At 50.0% G+C, this 17,309-nt stretch carries 14 protein-coding genes; 12 read left to right on the top strand and 2 right to left on the bottom strand.

All coding sequences use genetic code 11. The annotated features are described in order from the left end of the window. Positions 1 to 113: 113 nt before the first annotated feature. Complete coding sequence (locus tag I2H39_RS09120) at positions 114 to 701, bottom strand: HDIG domain-containing metalloprotein (RefSeq protein ID WP_138306677.1); 588 nt, start codon at positions 699 to 701, stop codon at positions 114 to 116. A gap of 166 nt (positions 702 to 867) precedes the next feature. Between I2H39_RS09120 and I2H39_RS09115 the strand changes: the two genes are divergently transcribed. From I2H39_RS09115 to I2H39_RS09060, 12 genes are all read left to right on the top strand, one after another. Then, on the top strand, positions 868 to 1,419 hold the full coding sequence (locus tag I2H39_RS09115; protein ID WP_138306678.1) for an XRE family transcriptional regulator: 552 nt from the start codon (positions 868 to 870) through the stop codon (positions 1,417 to 1,419). A 189-nt stretch (positions 1,420 to 1,608) separates the two neighbouring features. Continuing rightward, positions 1,609 to 3,579, top strand: a complete 1,971-nt coding sequence (locus tag I2H39_RS09110; RefSeq protein ID WP_195626292.1) for a leucine-rich repeat domain-containing protein — start codon at positions 1,609 to 1,611, stop codon at positions 3,577 to 3,579. 152 nt (positions 3,580 to 3,731) lie between these two features. After that, positions 3,732 to 4,631: a glucose-1-phosphate thymidylyltransferase RfbA gene (gene rfbA, locus I2H39_RS09105; RefSeq protein WP_195626291.1), complete on the top strand. Its 900-nt coding sequence runs from the start codon at positions 3,732 to 3,734 to the stop codon at positions 4,629 to 4,631. Positions 4,632 to 4,646: 15 nt separating this feature from the next. After that, complete coding sequence (gene rfbB, locus I2H39_RS09100; protein ID WP_195626290.1) at positions 4,647 to 5,669, top strand: dTDP-glucose 4,6-dehydratase; 1,023 nt, start codon at positions 4,647 to 4,649, stop codon at positions 5,667 to 5,669. A gap of 114 nt (positions 5,670 to 5,783) precedes the next feature. Then, positions 5,784 to 6,644, top strand: coding sequence for a dTDP-4-dehydrorhamnose reductase (gene rfbD / locus I2H39_RS09095; RefSeq protein ID WP_138306680.1), 861 nt, complete (start codon positions 5,784 to 5,786; stop codon positions 6,642 to 6,644). Positions 6,645 to 6,707: 63 nt separating this feature from the next. Further along, a complete protein-coding gene (gene glmM / locus I2H39_RS09090; RefSeq protein WP_138306940.1) occupies positions 6,708 to 8,060 on the top strand; it encodes a phosphoglucosamine mutase in 1,353 nt (450 codons plus the stop codon). A gap of 494 nt (positions 8,061 to 8,554) precedes the next feature. Continuing rightward, on the top strand, positions 8,555 to 10,222 hold the full coding sequence (gene leuA / locus I2H39_RS09085) for a 2-isopropylmalate synthase (protein ID WP_138306681.1): 1,668 nt from the start codon (positions 8,555 to 8,557) through the stop codon (positions 10,220 to 10,222). A 414-nt stretch (positions 10,223 to 10,636) separates the two neighbouring features. Beyond that, positions 10,637 to 11,782, top strand: a complete 1,146-nt coding sequence (locus I2H39_RS09080; RefSeq protein WP_138306682.1) for a Xaa-Pro peptidase family protein — start codon at positions 10,637 to 10,639, stop codon at positions 11,780 to 11,782. A 17-nt stretch (positions 11,783 to 11,799) separates the two neighbouring features. Continuing rightward, positions 11,800 to 12,918 carry a TRAP transporter substrate-binding protein gene (locus tag I2H39_RS09075; protein WP_138306683.1) on the top strand — a complete coding sequence of 373 codons (1,119 nt, stop codon included), beginning with the start codon at positions 11,800 to 11,802 and terminating at the stop codon, positions 12,916 to 12,918. 16 nt (positions 12,919 to 12,934) lie between these two features. Beyond that, a complete protein-coding gene (locus tag I2H39_RS09070; protein WP_138306684.1) occupies positions 12,935 to 13,408 on the top strand; it encodes a TRAP transporter small permease in 474 nt (157 codons plus the stop codon). A gap of 28 nt (positions 13,409 to 13,436) precedes the next feature. Next, complete coding sequence (locus I2H39_RS09065) at positions 13,437 to 14,711, top strand: TRAP transporter large permease (RefSeq protein ID WP_138306685.1); 1,275 nt, start codon at positions 13,437 to 13,439, stop codon at positions 14,709 to 14,711. Positions 14,712 to 14,739: 28 nt separating this feature from the next. Continuing rightward, positions 14,740 to 15,426 (top strand): helix-turn-helix domain-containing protein, encoded by a 687-nt coding sequence (locus I2H39_RS09060; RefSeq protein ID WP_138306686.1) that lies wholly within the window; start codon positions 14,740 to 14,742, stop codon positions 15,424 to 15,426. A 112-nt stretch (positions 15,427 to 15,538) separates the two neighbouring features. Here I2H39_RS09060 and I2H39_RS09055 read toward each other — a convergent pair whose 3' ends face one another. Further along, a complete protein-coding gene (locus I2H39_RS09055; RefSeq protein WP_138306687.1) occupies positions 15,539 to 17,203 on the bottom strand; it encodes a hypothetical protein in 1,665 nt (554 codons plus the stop codon). Between the last annotated feature and the right edge of the window lie 106 nt (positions 17,204 to 17,309).

Here is a 17,309-nt window from a genome sequence, read left to right as displayed (position 1 = left end):
AGGAAAAAGTAAGAGAGAAAGCAAATAAAAGGGACATCACCCGATGCATAAGCTGTAATGCAGGGGATGTCTCTTTCCTTTGCCCTCACTCTTATTGTATTTTCCCCACTCAACTAGTTGTCTGATGTTATGCTGCCTTTTAATCCGATTTCTTCTGCCTTTTTCCTCATGCCCTGGATGGTTTCACGGATGACATCATCCAGGCTCATGCCTAACATTTCGCAGCCGGCCCGGATGGTGTCCCTGTTCACTCCGGCAGCAAAGGACTTATCCTTGAATTTCTTTTTCACGGATTTGACTTCCAGGTCCAGTACGCTTTTGGACGGTCTCATAAGACACAGGGCATTGATGAGTCCGGTCAGTTCATCAATGGTGAACAGGACCTTTTCCATTTGGGTTTCCGGCGCTGCATCAGTGCAGATTCCATAGGCATGGCAATTCATGGCCCTGATATAGATTGGGTCAATGCCCTGTTCACGCATAATCTCCTCTGCCTTTTTGCAGTGTTCCTCCGGGAATTTCTCGTAGTCCAGGTCGTGAAGAAGACCAGCCGCCCCCCAGACCTCCTCATCCCCGCCGTTCAGTCCGGCAAAATGCCTCATGGCAGCCTCCACGGCCAGGGCATGTCTGCGAAGGGCCGGTGTCTTTGTGTATTGGGTCAGCAGGCTCCATGCATCTTCTCTTGACAACTTTTTTTCCATCTTGAAATCCTCCTTTGGTTTTTTGTCTGGTTCTTGCTTTTTCGGCATAATGCTCTTATACTATTCTATATCGTACCAGACAATCGTTTATTAAATCGAACGAACTGTATGATATATCTTACAACTGTTCGATTTATATGTCAAGCAATTAAAAGAGGACTTATATATGGATTTAGGAAAAATCATTGCAGTAAATCTCAGGAGACTGCGGACAGAGCGCAACCTGACCCTGGGGCAATTATCAAAGATTTCCGGCATCAGCAAGGCCATGCTCTCGGACATTGAAAAGGGGAGCAGCAATCCTACCATCAATACTATCTGGAAAATCGCCAATGGGCTGAATGTGCCCTATACAAAACTGATGGAGGGTATTGAGAATAAGGCAACTGTTGTGCGCAGGGATGAGCCTGCCGTGCAGACAGGGGAGACAGAGCATTACCGGGTGTACTGCTATTTTCCAAGCACGCCTGTGAGAAATTTTGAGCTTTTTTATGCGGAACTGGACCCGGGGGCTTCCAACATCTCCATTGGACATTCGGAAAAAGCCCAGGAGTACATCTTCGTCATGAAGGGCCAGCTGGCCCTTCGCACCGAAGCAGGTGACTACACACTGGAGGCGGGGGATTCCCTGGTGTTTGACAGTTCCATCGGACATACTTATATCAACCGTCAGGATATATTGCTTTCATTTCTGGTAATTAACTATTATCCAAACTAAGAGGGAGGATGCGCCAGGTGCATTTCATAGAGGTCCCTGGGGATGCGTATGGCTTCCCGGATGATTGATTTGCTTTTTAAGTATTATACTATGGTTGGGGCAAGACTGCGAACCTGCTTGCCATACCTGCCTGCAATGAACTATAATGGTGTCATATAAGACCCAGCAAAGGCAAAGAGGAAACATATTATGAAGATGGTAGAGATAAAATGCCCTTCCTGCGGGGGCAAGCTTAAGGTGGAGGATTCCCAGACAAAGCTTATAACATGCGAATTCTGCAAAAGCCAGTTCCTGCTGGACGACGAAAAGGTCCAGAACATTACGAATTACAATATATATCAGACAGCCCCTTCCGGCAAAGGCCAAGGAAACGGGGCTAAAACAGCCCTTGCTGCAGGTGTGGCCTGCGTGGGCGCGCTGCTTGCCATTTTCATTCTGTCCTCAGGCTCCGGTTCCTCCTCAGGCTCCGGGACAGCGCCGCTTCCGGTTCCCGCCTACAGCGGCGCGGCAGGATACGCCGGGACAGAAGGAGAAGAGACAGAAGCGGAGGAAAGGGTTCCCGAGGCGGATTCACCTTTGTTCCATGCCATGGCAGCAAAGATGTTCAACGGGGACCAGGCTGCGTTCAGCCAGGAGGACCTGGCCAGGGTCAGGTATCTGAAGGTGGAGACATCCCGGGAAACAAACCGGATATGGTACAGCTTTGAGGACCCTTACAGCGGGGAAGAGCCCCTGGTGCAGACTGCCGTCTTCGGGGCCATGGACTGGGAGCCCCAGGATGCAGCGGCCTTTACCGGACTGGTAAAATTGGATTTGGGGTCAGGGCTTTCCAGGGTCCATAGTTTAAAAGGGCTTAAGGACCTTAAGGGAATCACGGCCGGAAACGTGGAAATCTCAGACCTTAAGGATATGCTGGATGACCCGTCGGGAATCACGGAGCTGCAGCTTCGGGGAATCACATCCATGGACGGAATCGCCTCCTTTGGGAATCTGGAGCGTCTGACTGTCCGGGATTATCCTGACGCCAACCTGAAACAGCTGGTGCCCTTAAAGAGCCTAAAATATCTGTCGCTGGAAGACACAGGGGACTCGGATTCCATTATCAGCACGGGCAAGGATAAGGTAAGGGTGACGGATTACTCTGCCATCTCGGTTATGAGCGGTCTGGAGTCCCTGTACCTTAATTCGGATATCATCAGGGACATAGGCTTTATCAAGGGACTTCCGGCATTGGAGGACCTTACCCTGGAGGATACTGCCATCATCAGCCTGGCTCCCCTGTCGGAGATGCCGGCCCTTCGCTCCCTGACCCTTTTGGGAAATAACAAGGTCCAGGATTTCGGACCGGTGGGAACAGCGGCAGGACTGACGTCCTTACACATTGACAAGATGACATCCCAGACAGACCCGGACCTGTCCTCCCTCTCCAGCCTGGAAAGGCTGGAAATAAAGGGCTTTATGTCCATTTCCTCCCTCCGGGGGCTAAGCAGCCTGAAGGAGCTTTCCATACACAACTGCAATGTGGACGGGGCGGAGGCCCTCTCGTCCCTGACCGGGGTGGAACGGCTTACCTTTTACTCCGTGTGGAATTCCCGGGGAAACCTGAGAAACCTGGACTTTCTCAAAGGCATGACAGGGCTTAAATATGCTGACTTTACCGGCAACCTGGACGGAACGGGCTGGAGCGGCTATAACTACCTGGTGGAGGTGTACGGGGATGTGAGTTCCATTTTTAACCATGAGGGACTGGAGGAACTGTACCTGGACAACGGCAAATTTGAGATTAATTTTGACCGGATAAAGGAAAACCCCAGCCTGCGGGTGCTGAGCCTGAAAAATATGGAGCTTCACAAGAATTATTACGTGGAGTCCTACGGCGGAATGACCAGCGTGTGGTATGATGATGTGAAGCTGGGGGAACATATGGATATCCTGTCCCGTTTTCCCAATCTGGAGGAGCTGTACCTGGACAGCAACGAGCTGACGGATGTGAATTTTGCCGCGGGTCTTAAGAACCTTAAGAGACTGGGGGTTAAGGACAATTATATAACGGACCTGGCGCCCCTGAAGCAGGCGGAATTTCTGGAGTATCTGAACATCGCCGACAACCCTGTGGGAGAGGTGGGGGATGTAGGTAATGGTGTTGAAATCATTCAGTAATCATGGATATTATAATCTTCTTAATAATAACGAAATATTTAACAGATTATTTGAAAAAATAGAGATAGTATGATATATTGGACAAAGAAAAAATCAGGCAAAGACGTCCGCTAAGCGGTCTTTTCGCGCTCACAGCGAACCAAGGAGGAAATATGAAAGGGATTATACTGGCCGGAGGAAGCGGGACGCGGCTCTACCCGCTGACCAAGGTTACTTCCAAACAGCTGCTTCCAATTTACGATAAACCGATGATTTATTATCCGTTGTCTGTCCTTATGAATGCGGGAATCAGGGATATCCTGATTATCTCTACTCCGGAGGACACGCCCAGATTCGAAGCCCTGCTGGGCGACGGCCACCAGTTCGGCATTGAGCTGAGCTATGCGGTACAGCCAAGCCCGGACGGACTGGCCCAGGCATTTATCATCGGCGAGGAGTTCATTGGGGGAGATTCCGTGGCAATGGTCCTGGGGGACAATATTTTCCACGGACAGGGTCTGGCCAAGCGCCTGCGCGCGGCAGCGTCCAAGGAAAAGGGAGCAACGGTGTTTGGCTATTATGTGGACGACCCGGAGCGTTTCGGCATTGTGGAGTTTGACGGGGACGGCAAGGCTATTTCCATTGAGGAGAAGCCGGAAAAGCCAAAGTCCAATTACTGTGTCACCGGACTTTATTTTTACGATAACCGGGTGGTGGAGTATGCGAAAAACTTAAAGCCCTCAGCCAGAGGAGAGCTGGAAATCACGGACTTAAACCGCATTTACCTGGAGAACGGGGAGCTGGATGTGATTCTTCTGGGACAGGGCTTTACATGGCTGGATACGGGAACCCATGAGTCTCTGGTGGAGGCCACGAACTTTGTGAAGACCGTGGAGACGCACCAGCACCGCAAGATTGCCTGCCTGGAGGAGATTGCCTATCTCAGGGGCTGGATTAACAGGGAACAGGTCATGGAGACTTATGAGATTCTGAAAAAGAACCAGTACGGCAAGTACTTAAAGGACGTTCTGGACGGTAAATATGTGGATAAGATACATCCACAGGATTTTTAACGGAGGAAACTATATATGAAAATCATCGTCACCGGCGGAGCCGGTTTTATCGGAAGCAACTTTGTGCACCATATGGTAAACACATACCCGGATTATGAAATCATCAACCTGGACCTGCTGACCTATGCAGGCAACCTGGAAAACTTAAAACCGGTTGAGGACAAGCCCAATTACAAATTTGTAAAGGGCGACATTGCCGACAGGAAGTTTATATTTGAACTGTTTGAGAAGGAGAAGCCGGATGTGGTGGTGAACTTTGCTGCGGAGAGCCATGTGGACCGTTCCATTACAGACCCGGAAGCCTTTGTCAGGACCAATGTCATGGGAACCACCACCCTTCTTGACGCCTGCCGTACTTACGGCATCAAGCGCTACCATCAGGTTTCCACGGATGAGGTGTACGGCGACCTGCCTCTTGACAGACCGGACCTTTTCTTCACCGAGGAAACGCCCCTGCATACATCCAGCCCCTATTCTTCATCCAAGGCCAGCGCTGATTTGTTCGTGCTGGCGTATCACAGGACATACGGCCTGCCCGTGACCGTATCCAGATGTTCCAACAACTACGGCCCTTATCATTTCCCGGAGAAGCTGATTCCGCTTATTATCAGCCGCGCCCTGGCAGATGAGGAGCTTCCTGTATACGGCACAGGAGAGAACGTGCGTGACTGGCTTCATGTGGCGGACCACTGTCAGGCCATTGACCTGGTTATCCATAAGGGACGCGAGGGAGAGGTGTACAACATCGGCGGACATAATGAGCGCACCAACCTGGAAGTGGTAAAGACGATTCTGAAGGCTCTTGATAAGCCTGAAAGCCTGATTAAATTTGTGACAGACCGTCCCGGCCATGACATGCGCTATGCCATTGACCCAACCAAGATAGAGACAGAGCTGGGATGGAAGCCAACGTATAATTTTGATACGGGAATTGAGCAGACCATCCGGTGGTACCTGGACAACCAGGACTGGTGGAAAAATATTCTCAGCGGCGAGTACAGTAATTATTTCGATAAGATGTACGGCAGCCGCCTGTAGGTAAACATGTGGCTGACGGAGGAGGGAATGCCCCGGAGCGCGTTTGAGAGACGTGTCCGTTTCGGGGATTCCTGTTCTCTGCCAGCCATTATTAAGAACGGAGGTAAATGGATTATGAAAGTTCTGGTAACAGGTGTAAAAGGCCAGCTGGGCCATGATGTGATGAATGAACTGGCCCTTCGCGGGATTGAGGGAACCGGAGTGGATGTGGAGGAAATGGATATCACGGACCGCGCTGCGTGCGAAACTGTGATTTCACAGGAAAAACCAGACGCAGTCATTCACTGTGCAGCATATACTGCAGTAGATGCTGCTGAAGATAACCTGGAACTGTGCCGCAAAATCAATGCTGAGGGGACACGCAATATCGCCAGGGTCTGCAAGGCCATGGATATCAAGATGATGTATATCAGCACGGACTATGTGTTTAATGGCTGCGGCGAGCGCCCATGGGAGCCGGATGACCACAGGGAACCCCTTAATGTGTACGGCCTGACCAAGTATGAGGGCGAGATTGCGGTAGAGCAGAATGTGAAGAAATATTTCATTGTGCGCATTGCCTGGGTGTTCGGCATCAACGGCAAGAACTTCATTAAGACCATGCTCCGCCTGGGGAAGGAAAAGGGGGCCGTGTCAGTGGTCAACGACCAGATTGGTTCCCCCACATATACCTACGACCTGGCCCGCCTGCTGGTGGATATGATTCAGACAGACAGGTACGGCCGTTACCATGCCACCAATGAGGGGCTGTGCAGCTGGTATGAGTTTGCGTGTGAGATATTCCGCCAGGCCGGCATGGATGAGGTTAAGGTGACTCCGGTGGATTCGGCCGGTTTCCCGGCCAAGGCAAAGCGCCCCTCCAACAGCCGCATGAGCAAGGAGAAACTGACTGAAAACGGCTTTGAGCGTATGCCCTCATGGCAGGATGCCCTGGGGCGTTACCTGAAGGCTCTTAAGGAAAACGGGATGGCATAAGACAGGGGCGGCAGATGCATGTAACGGGGGCTTTAATAACAAGACAGGGAGGAATTAATGACAATGGGAAAATATTTTGGAACAGACGGCTTCCGCGGCGAGGCCAACGTGGACCTGACAGTGGAGCACGCCTATAAGGTGGGCCGTTTCCTGGGCTGGTACTATGGACAGAAGACGCCGGATGAGCGCTGCAGGGTGGTTATCGGAAAGGATACCAGGCGCAGCAGCTACATGTTTGAATATTCCCTGGTGGCTGGGCTTACAGCCTCGGGCGCGGATGTATATCTGCTCCATGTCACCACCACCCCCAGCGTGTCCTATGTGGTGCGCACCGAGGGATTTAACTGCGGAATCATGATATCTGCCAGCCACAACCCATTTTACGACAACGGAATCAAGGTCATCAACGAGAGAGGCGAGAAGCTGGAAGAGTCCGTTATCCTGGAGATTGAAACATACCTGGATGGGGAGACGCAAGAGATTCCGCTGGCAAAGAGGGAATATATCGGCAGGACCGTGGACTTTGCAGCAGGCAGGAACCGCTATATCGGATACCTCATATCCATTGCCACCCGTTCCTTCAAGAATATGAAGGTGGCCCTGGACTGTTCCAACGGAAGCGCATCCGCCATTGCCAAGAACGTATTTGACGCCCTGGGCGCAGAAACCCATGTGATGAACAACGAACCCAACGGATTAAACATCAATACGGACTGCGGCTCCACCCACATCGAGCATCTGCAGGATTTTGTGGTGCATGAGAAATGCGACATCGGATTTGCCTATGACGGCGATGCGGACCGGTGCATTGCGGTGGATAGGACCGGCCGTGTGGTGGACGGGGACAGCATCATGTACATCTGCGGCAAATACATGAAGGAGCAGGGCAGCCTGTTCAATAATACGGTGGTCACCACCATCATGTCCAACTTTGGATTATATAAGGCATTTGACCGGGAGGGCATTGCCTATGTGAAGACGGCTGTGGGCGATAAATATGTGTACGAGAATATGGCGGCCACGGGCCACTGCCTGGGCGGCGAGCAGTCCGGCCATATTATATTCAGCAAGCATGCCACCACGGGGGACGGCATCCTTACCTCCTTAAAGGTGATGGAGGTGGTGCTGGAGAAAAAGCAGCCCCTTGATAAGCTGGCTTCAGAGGTGGAGATTTATCCTCAGGTACTTAAGAATGTACGCGTTAAGGATAAAACGGCAGCCCAGGACGACCAGGCCGTGCAGGCAGAGGTTGCCAGGGTGACAGAGAGCCTGGGCAGCGACGGAAGGATTCTGCTGCGCCAGTCAGGAACAGAGCCGGTGGTCCGTGTCATGGTGGAGGCTCCTGATATCGAGACCTGTGAAGCCTATGTGGACCAGGTAATCCGGGTTATGAAGGAGCAGGGACACTGTATATAGGAACGCACCATACCGGTACCCGGCAGATTTTTCAGGGAATGGAGGTATGGGCTCCGGTGCGCATTTTATGAAACAGAGGAATAAAAGCCATAACTATTGAGAATAGTTAACCGGCGACTCCTTATTGTCAGTTATTTTGAAATGTGCTATAATTAGATAACGTTGCGAAGAGGACAAAATAAATCCCGGAGCGCCGTGCTCCGGGATTTGTGCATTCATCATGCGGGCCCGGACAGGGGATTGTCCTTACAGCCAGCGATTTTCAGAGTAAAGGAATGATGTGAAATGGGGCTGAACCAGTAAGAGTCGTGCTGTTCATCATCCGTCATTACGGTGTCATTGAGCGACTGCCCGGAATGGGCTGAAGACAGAAGCAAAGATGAAGAACGCAGTTATCAAAAAGCAGGACATCGTATGAAGTGAGAATGGAATATGGACGGAACCAGGCGTTTCCAGGCGCCTGAAATCAGATGAACAGAATGGAGGAAAGAATTATGTTAAACTATCAAAGATATAAAAGGGTCCCGGTGGTGGATTTTCCGGAGCGTACATGGCCGAATAAGGAAATCATGAAGGCCCCTATATGGTGCAGTGTGGACTTAAGGGACGGCAACCAGGCCCTGGTGGAGCCCATGGTGGTGGAGGAGAAGGTGGAGATGTTCAACCTTCTTGTGAAGCTGGGCTTTAAGGAGATTGAGGTTGGATTTCCGGCTGCATCCCAGATTGAGTATGATTTCTTACGTACCCTGGTGGAGCGCAAGCTTATCCCGGATGATGTGGAGGTCCAGGTGCTGGTGCAGTGCCGCGAGCATCTGATTAAGAGGACCTTTGAAGCCCTTGAGGGCGTTAAGAAGGCCATTGTACATATCTATAATTCCACATCCACCTTACAGAGGGATGTGGTGTTCCATAAGGACAGGGAAGATATAAAGGATATAGCTGTCATAGGAACCAAGATGGTCCAGCGGTATATGGCTGAATGCGACACCCAGATTCGTCTGGAGTATTCACCTGAGAGCTTTACCGGCACAGAGCTGGATTTTGCACTTGATATCTGTACAGCCGTGCAGGAGACATGGGGCGCCACCAAGGAGAATCCCATTATCATCAATCTTCCTTCCACGGTGGAGATGACCACCCCCAATGTGTATGCGGACCAGATAGAATGGATGAATACACATTTTAAGGACAGGGAAAGCATCATATTAAGCATCCACCCCCACAATGACAGGGGCGAGGGTGTGGCATCCACGGAACTGGCTCTTCTTGCAGGAGCCGACAGGGTGGAGGGAACCCTTTTCGGCAACGGGGAGCGCACCGGTAATGTAGATATACTGACAGTTGCCTACAACATGTTCTCACAGGGAATTAACCCTGAACTTAATATTGAGAATATCCGTGAGATTGCAGATGTCTGTGAGCGCTGCACCAAGATGGATATTCCGCCCAGACATCCCTATGCGGGCAAGCTGGTGTTTACCGCATTTTCCGGTTCCCATCAGGATGCCATCAACAAGGGTATGCAGGCTCTTCACGAGAGAAACGGACAGTACTGGGAGGTGCCTTACCTTCCTATCGACCCCAGCGATATCGGCAGGGAGTACGAGCCTATTGTGCGTATCAACAGCCAGTCCGGCAAGGGCGGCGTAGCGTTTGTCATGGATACCTTCTATGGCTTCAAGCTGCCGAAGGGGATGCACAAGGAATTTGCAGATGTTATCCAGAAGATTTCCGAGCAGCAGGGTGAGGTTGCGCCTGAGCAGATTATGGAGGAATTCAAGAAGAATTACCTGGAGCGCAAGGAGCCCATGCATTTCAGAAAGTGCCGCATAACCGATACGGAGACAGGAGACGGCGAGTTTGCAACCCTGGCTAAGGTTACCTACTCAGACCACGGTATTGAGAAGACATTTGAGGGCGTTGGAAACGGACCTATTGATGCTGTCCAGAGAGGTATGGAGGATGCGCTTGGTATCCAGATTAAGGTTTTGGACTACAGCGAACATGCACTGGCGTCAGGTTCCGGCGCAGAGGCTGCTTCCTATATCCATCTGGTAGACCAGGTAACAGGAAAAGCCACCTACGGCGTGGGTATCAGCTCCAATATCACGAGGGCGTCTATCCGCGGTATATTCAGCGCGGTGAACAGGCTGTTCTATTAACCGGAAGCTGAGATTGGGTGCGTTATAGTTGATGTGATGGTATGAAAACGATTGAAGGATTGCAGGACCGGCCTTTTGGGGCCGGTCTTTTTTGCTCCGATTGCAGTGAAGATAGTAATTTGAATCGTTAATCTGCCGCAGGCCATAAAAATGATGGCGGAAGGTATGAAATCCGGCAGGGGGATGGGAAGCATGCAGGTTCTTCGGAATCTGCTTTTTAATTGCTTTTATTTTAGGAGGAAGGGGGAGAATTCCTTGTAAAATAAGGGGTTAATAGAATAGAGAAGCCTAAGAAAACGTATATACGAACGTTTGAGGCCTCAAATAAATTGAATTCACCGGATGGCAATGCTATAATATAAGTACAAAATTTAGAACGTCGTTCGTAAATACAAATATTATAGGAGGTGTTGTATGGGAGGGTATACAGGTATACCTGTGCCTATTTTTGAAAAACGAATTCAGGTAATTGCACAGTATGTTTGCAGTAATCATCTGGATGGGGCATTTATTTTTTCGGATGAGTACAGGGCGGGATTTACAACTTATTTTTCTGACTATAAACCAATCAATGTGATTGAGGAATCTCCTCAGGGAGTATTTGTGACTCCGGAGGGGAAGGTGACATTATTTCTGGGGGCCATCAATTCCCAGTCAGCCAGGAGGGTGTCCTGGATTAAGGATATCCGGAATATTGAGACATTGTCTGATTATTTTAAAGAACTTAGGGATGAAAAGGGAGGTCCCCTGGTCATTGGACTGAGCGGACAGGACCTGCTTCCCGTAAAGTATTTTAAGCGCCTTAAGGGCTGGCTTGTAGGAAATGACTATGTTGACATGGATGACAAGCTCACTGAGATGAGGGCAGTGAAGGAGCCGGAGGAGATAGAGCTGGCCAGATACGCGGCGCACATAGGAGACATGTCTCTGAAAGCCTGCGTAGAGAAGATGAGAGAGTCAGAGGTGACGGAGATTGACCTGTGCGCTGCGGCTGAATATGTGATGAAATCCAATGGCTGCGATTTAAGCTGCGCCACGGTACTGTCCTCAGGCATGAATACGGAGGTGCCTACATGGAGGCCCACTCATAAGAGGATAGAGGACGGGGAGGCGGTAATCATTGATGTGGCGCCTGCATACAAGGGCTATGCCACAGATGTAGCGGTGACGGTAATCAATGGAAATGCCACGGACAGCCAGAAATCTGTTTTAAAGGCATCCAGGGATGCAGTAATCCGGTCGATTGAATGTTTAAGGCCAGGGGAACCGGCTTCCCGGATTTATGAGATGTTTCTGCACTATGCCAGAAAAAACCATGTGGAGGAGTATTTCGAACCATATGCGAAGGGCCTTAGAGCAGTGGGGCACAGCATAGGACTGGACTGTGTGGAAAGGCCCAACCTGGACGATAACGCTTCATTCATCATGGTTCCGGGTATGACGCTTGCCACCAAGTTTGACCTTCACGGAATGGAGTGGGGCGGACTTAGGATTGAGACCGTTATGTTGGTTGAGGAAAATGCGTGTGTTTCATTGAACCGTTATCTGTACGATTTATAACGAGGGAGGAAGGAAATATGACGAGAAGGTTCTTATGGGGATTATTGGCAGTTGCTATGGCATTTGGGACAGCGGGCTGCGGGGCAAAAGAAACGCCTGCACCAACGGCCGTATCCGGGCAGGCGGCCGGAGCGGAAACGGTGGAGGGAGAGGAGAAAACGGAAGAAGAAGCCGTGGCAGAGACGCCTGCGCCTAAGAGTGCGGAGAATGACGGCAAGACATATACCATCAGAATTGCCATTGTATCCAGCGACAGCCATCTGCATAATACTGTGTTGAATCAGTGGGCTCAAGAGGCAAAAGAAAAGACCAATGGTCGGCTGATTCTCAAAGTAATGGGAAGCAGCCAGCTGGGAGGTGAGAGGGACTATGTGGAGGGAATGCAGCTTGGCAATATAGAGATGGCTCAGGTCTCAAGCGCAGCTGTCAACGGTTTCCTCAATGATTTCTCGGTGCTGTCATTTCCGTATTTTTTCAAAGATTATGCGGAGATGGAAAAAGTATTTAACGGGCCAATGGGAGACGAGCTGTTTGCTGAACTCCAAGGAATCGGAATAAAAGGCCTTACATGGTTTTCTAACGGCTTTAGAAATGTGTATACGAAGAATACTCCGGTGACCACTCCGGCAGATATGAAGGGATTGAAGATACGCGTCATGGAGAGCGACGTAATGATTGCAACCCTTAACGCAATGGGGGCTTCAGGAACACCTATGGCGTACAGTGAACTGTATTCAGCTATTCAGCAGGGCGTTATGGATGGTGCGGAAAATGCCCTGGGTAATATTTATTCAGACGGATACTATGAGATATGCAAAAATGTGTCTTTAACGGAGCATTTCGCGCCTCCAGGAGTAGTGGCTATCAGCCAGAAGGCATATGATTCCCTTCCTGACGATTTGAAAGAATACCTGACTGAATCAGCTATTCGCTTTGGCAGGATGGAACGCGAGATGGACGAGAAGCTTCAGGAGGAGATGAAGGATAAGCTGGAGGAAAAAGGCGTTCAGATTAACGAGGTGGATAAGCAGAGTTTTATCGACGCAACGGCTTCTGTCTATACGGAATATGCGGGAGGAATCAGCGATACTGTAAAAGCGCTGGCGGAACAGGAGCTGGGAAAATCATTCAATTAACATGAGGGGGAGGAAAATGAAAATTCTTATAAAGGCAGCGGATTTTGTCGTTGCATTTCTTCTCACAATCGCCGCTTCCTCTATGATTATATCCATGTTCTTGCAGGTGGTATTCCGGTTTGTATTCAATTCGCCTCTGTATTGGACGGAAGAGCTGTCCCGTTATTCCTTTATCTATATTGTATTCATAGGCGCGGCGTGGGCCGGGAAACAGGGAATGCACCTGGGTGTTGACTATTTTACTTCCAAATTGCCGGAAACGGCGGTGAGGCGGCTGTCGGTAATTATAGATTTGCTTGTTTTGGTATTTTCTGCTGTAATTGTGATTGTGGGGGCACAGGTGATACCGATTAATTTCAGACAGTTTTCACCCGCACTTAATGTTCCTATGGGAGCGGTATACGCGGCAATACCGCTGGGATTTTTTCTGTTGTTTTTATACTATCTGGACCATCTGATGGATGACTTAGGAATTCGGAGACAGCTGTAAGGCTGTCTCCGGGAGGAGGAGGGTAAACGTGCTCGTTATACTTGCGTCTATATTTATCATACTGCTGGTTTTTGGAATGCCTATTGCATTTACCATGGGCATTGCCTGCCTGGGGACGGTTGTATACGCCCAAATGCCCCTCAATATGCTTATAACCAGGATGTTCAGCGCCACGGATTCGTTTTCGCTGATGGCGGTTCCATTTTTTATCCTTGCAGGGGAGCTTATGAATGAGGCGGATTTGACGGATAGGATATTGAATCTGGCCCGTGCGCTGGTAGGGTTTTTAAGGGGAGGACTGGCTATTGTCAATATCCTGGCCAGCGTCTTGTTTGCGGGTTTGTCCGGCTCCGCCACGGCCGATACGGCAGCCCTGGGCTCGCTGGAGATTCCCATGATGGTAAAGGACGGCTATTCAAAGGAATTCAGCGTGGCGGTTACAGTGGCTTCCTCTACCATTGGACCCATTATACCGCCCAGTGTTATGCTGGTGATGTATGCGGTGATTGCCAGCGTGAATATTACAAAGATATTGATTGCCGGAATCATACCAGGGATTCTCATGGCATTGGCTATGAGTATTGCCGTTTACTTTATCAGCCTCAAACGCGGATATGGTACAGCAGGTACATTTTCTCTTAGAAATATAGGTAAAGCCGCAAAGCAGGCGGTTATCCCTATGCTGATGCCTATTATTATTATGGGCGGGATTCTGTCAGGAATCTTCACGGCCACGGAGGCCGGCGTGGTAGCGGTGGTTTATGCGTTTATTATCGGTATATTTGTATATAAAACCATTAAGCTGAGGGACATCCCCCGGATACTGGTAAAGGGGGCGGCTACAACTGCCGTGTCCCTGTTTATAATCGCTATGGCATCCATATTCAGCTGGTTCCTGGCATGGGAGAGTTTCCCGGAAACCGTGGTGAGTGTGATGCAGGCCCTGACCTCTAACGGGACAGCGGCCCTGTGCATGGTGATTCTGTTTCTGTTCGTGCTGGGGCTTTTTGTGGAGGGAATCCCTGTGTTGATTGTGTTTGCGCCCATTCTGGTGCCAGCCATGGAAGCCTATGGGATTGATACGCTGTATTTCGGTATTGTCCTGGTTCTCACAGTTTTAGTGGGCTCTATCACCCCGCCTGTGGGCAGTTTATTATATCTGGGGTCCTCTATCGCCAAAACCACGGTTTCAAAGGCAGGTAAAGAGGTATGGATATTTGTGGCAATGATTATGTCGGTAATTGGGCTTCTTGTGATTTTTCCACAGATTGTTTTGTTTTTGCCTAATTTATTGTATAATTAAGTCAATATACAAAGGATAAGGGTGAAACATGAACAGGACTGTGTTAAGAACGGTGGAGATATTGGAGATAATTTCCAAGCACGGCGAAATATCGCTGGCAGATTTAGTGAAGATAACCGGATATCCTAAGACCAGCGTGTATGATATCCTGCACGCCCTGGAAGAGCGCGCCATGATATACAGGTGCACAGATAAGGTCTGTTACGGTATCGGGTTCCGTGCATATGCCATCGGGCGTTCCTACTCGAAGAATTCGGATTTGCTGAGCAATTCCCACCAGTGTATGAAGGCCTTGGCGGAGGATATCGGAAAGTCGGTGCTGTTAGGGAAAATAGACGGTGAAAAGATTCTCTATATTGCAAAATGCGAACCAAAGCATCCGGTTGTCATGACGCCGTCCATCGGAGACGAGGAACCAATCAAGAATACGGCGTTTGCCAAAATAGCCGAGGTGCTTACACACCATGAGAAGAAAATATGCCAGCTGACCAAGGAGGAGAAGAACCGTATCAGGACGGAGAAACTTGCTTCCTGCGGGTTAGACGGCCCCGGCCCCTTTTACAACATTGCCAGCCCGATTTATAATTTCGAGACAAGGCTGTCAGGGGTGATTGGTGTGTTTGGCGTGAAGGAGGTAGGAATGGACTACTCAGAGGAGCAGAAGAAGGTTCGGGAGTGCGCCGGGAAAATCTCTGAGCGGTTAGGATTTATTTAATTTATCCATAAAATACCTGCCGCAAAAAACAGGCGGGAATTCCGGTTACAAAAAGACGGTCTGAACAGGAGCGCATTTGGATTGCGCTCATGGTCAGTACCGTCTTTTTGCATTACTTAATGTGTTCAGACCGTGATTGGTCAAATTCCAGATTGTCAAAGGACGACACAGAGCAGATACCGGACGGGTCATCCATATATTTCAGGGCCACCTTGTCTCCAGGCTGTGTCAGGGCCAGCTCATTGCTCAGGTCGTAGGACACAGTGAAGATATAGTCCTGCTTTTCTTCCAATATCAGCTTATAGGTTACGGTATTGTCAATGGTCTCGCTGGCGATACGCAGGACAGTGCCTTCCTCACTGGAAATGGTCTGGCCTGTGGTAATGTTCACTCCCGCGGTTCCCCGCACCTGGCGGAAGTTGCGCAGGGCGCTGTCAATGGTCTCGCCTGTTCCCACATTGGTATAATTGGAGACAGATACAAAGGCATACTGCTTAATCAGGCCCGCATTATCCTTTAAGGTCATAAAGTAGGTGGGCTGTCCGTCCATATTGATAATCATTGGGAAGGACGCCCTGTAGCCAAACTGCTGGACCTTTCCTTCTGCGGAGCTTTGGGCCGCCATCTCGGTTGCGCCGCTCATCTGGTAGATATTGGATTCCTTGGTTACCATGTCCACCAATATGAAACCAATGGCGGATTCATCGGAGCCGACGCTGGTAAGACCTGTGAACAGGTAACAGCGGGAGCCGTTATAGATGATGATATCACCCTGGCTGGGGCGGAACTTGTCCTGGTTGGAGAAGTTGAATATGCCGTGCACATAGACACCCTGGTTCTGTATCTGCTGCATAACAAAATTCTCGGGCTGTACACGGTCCACCCACTCCGGCAGGGTAGCTATGGTATAATGGGTGGTTTCGCCTGTGGTGGCATTGACGGTCAGCACCCCGTCGGCCTCCGGCAGGTTAAAGAGCCAGCGGTTCTGGTAGGAGGTAATGACCCAGTAGGGTACGCCGTCATCGTCCAGCTCAAAGGAGTAATCCGTAAGACCTTTGAAGAGGCCGCCCCCAAAGAAACGCACATGGCGGTTTAGGTCGTCCAACAGGTAGGCATTGGCCTGGTATTTAATTTTATGGTCCGTTACCAGGGTTACATCGCTGACATCGCTGGCAGACACCACTATATAACCTGCAGAGCCGTCCATGTTTTTCAGCCATTTGAAGAAGCCGGAATGCTCCAGGGGGACCACCCATACCAGCTTGCCGTTTACCTTCTGTATGACAGGGGTACCCAGGATGACCTGGCTTCCCAGGCCGGGATTTTCTCCCACCTTTTTATCTGCCAGCTCTCTTGCCAGACTTTTGTCCACAATGGGGAGCTGGTCCAGGGCCAGGGGCTGTACGGTATCCGTGAATTCCGATACGGCCGGGACGCCTAACTGGTCCCTGTAGGCCTTGTAATTGAAAAGAGGCATGGACAGGATGGATACTCCGAAATACAGGGCCCAAAGGATGGCCAGAAGGATAAATCCTCTTTTATAGCCTTTGACACTTTTGTCAATGCTGATTTGGGGCCGGCCGTATTCATTGGCTCCCACCCGTACACTGCCCAGGGCCACGAAAAAGTTCAGCACCAGGTAGCAGCTGATGATGAAGCACCAGGAAAATGCTCCGTCCGGATACAGGGGATTCAAATTGGGCCCCTGGAATAAAATCAATATGAGAAAGATGGCAGTAAGTGCCAGGTTCAGTAAAAATTGTGTCTTTTTTTTCATAGTTCCTCCAGTCCTTAACGCTTTTTTAACAGAAGCTTTATAGAGCATTATATATCATGTGGAAATAAATACAAGGGGAAAAAGCTGGGGAATCCATAAAGAATGT

It is taken from the genome of Clostridium sp. 1001283B150225_161107_B6 (assembly GCF_015556325.1).
GTDB lineage: Bacteria > Bacillota > Clostridia > Lachnospirales > Lachnospiraceae > Enterocloster.
This window is presented reverse-complemented; position numbering and strand designations above follow the sequence as displayed.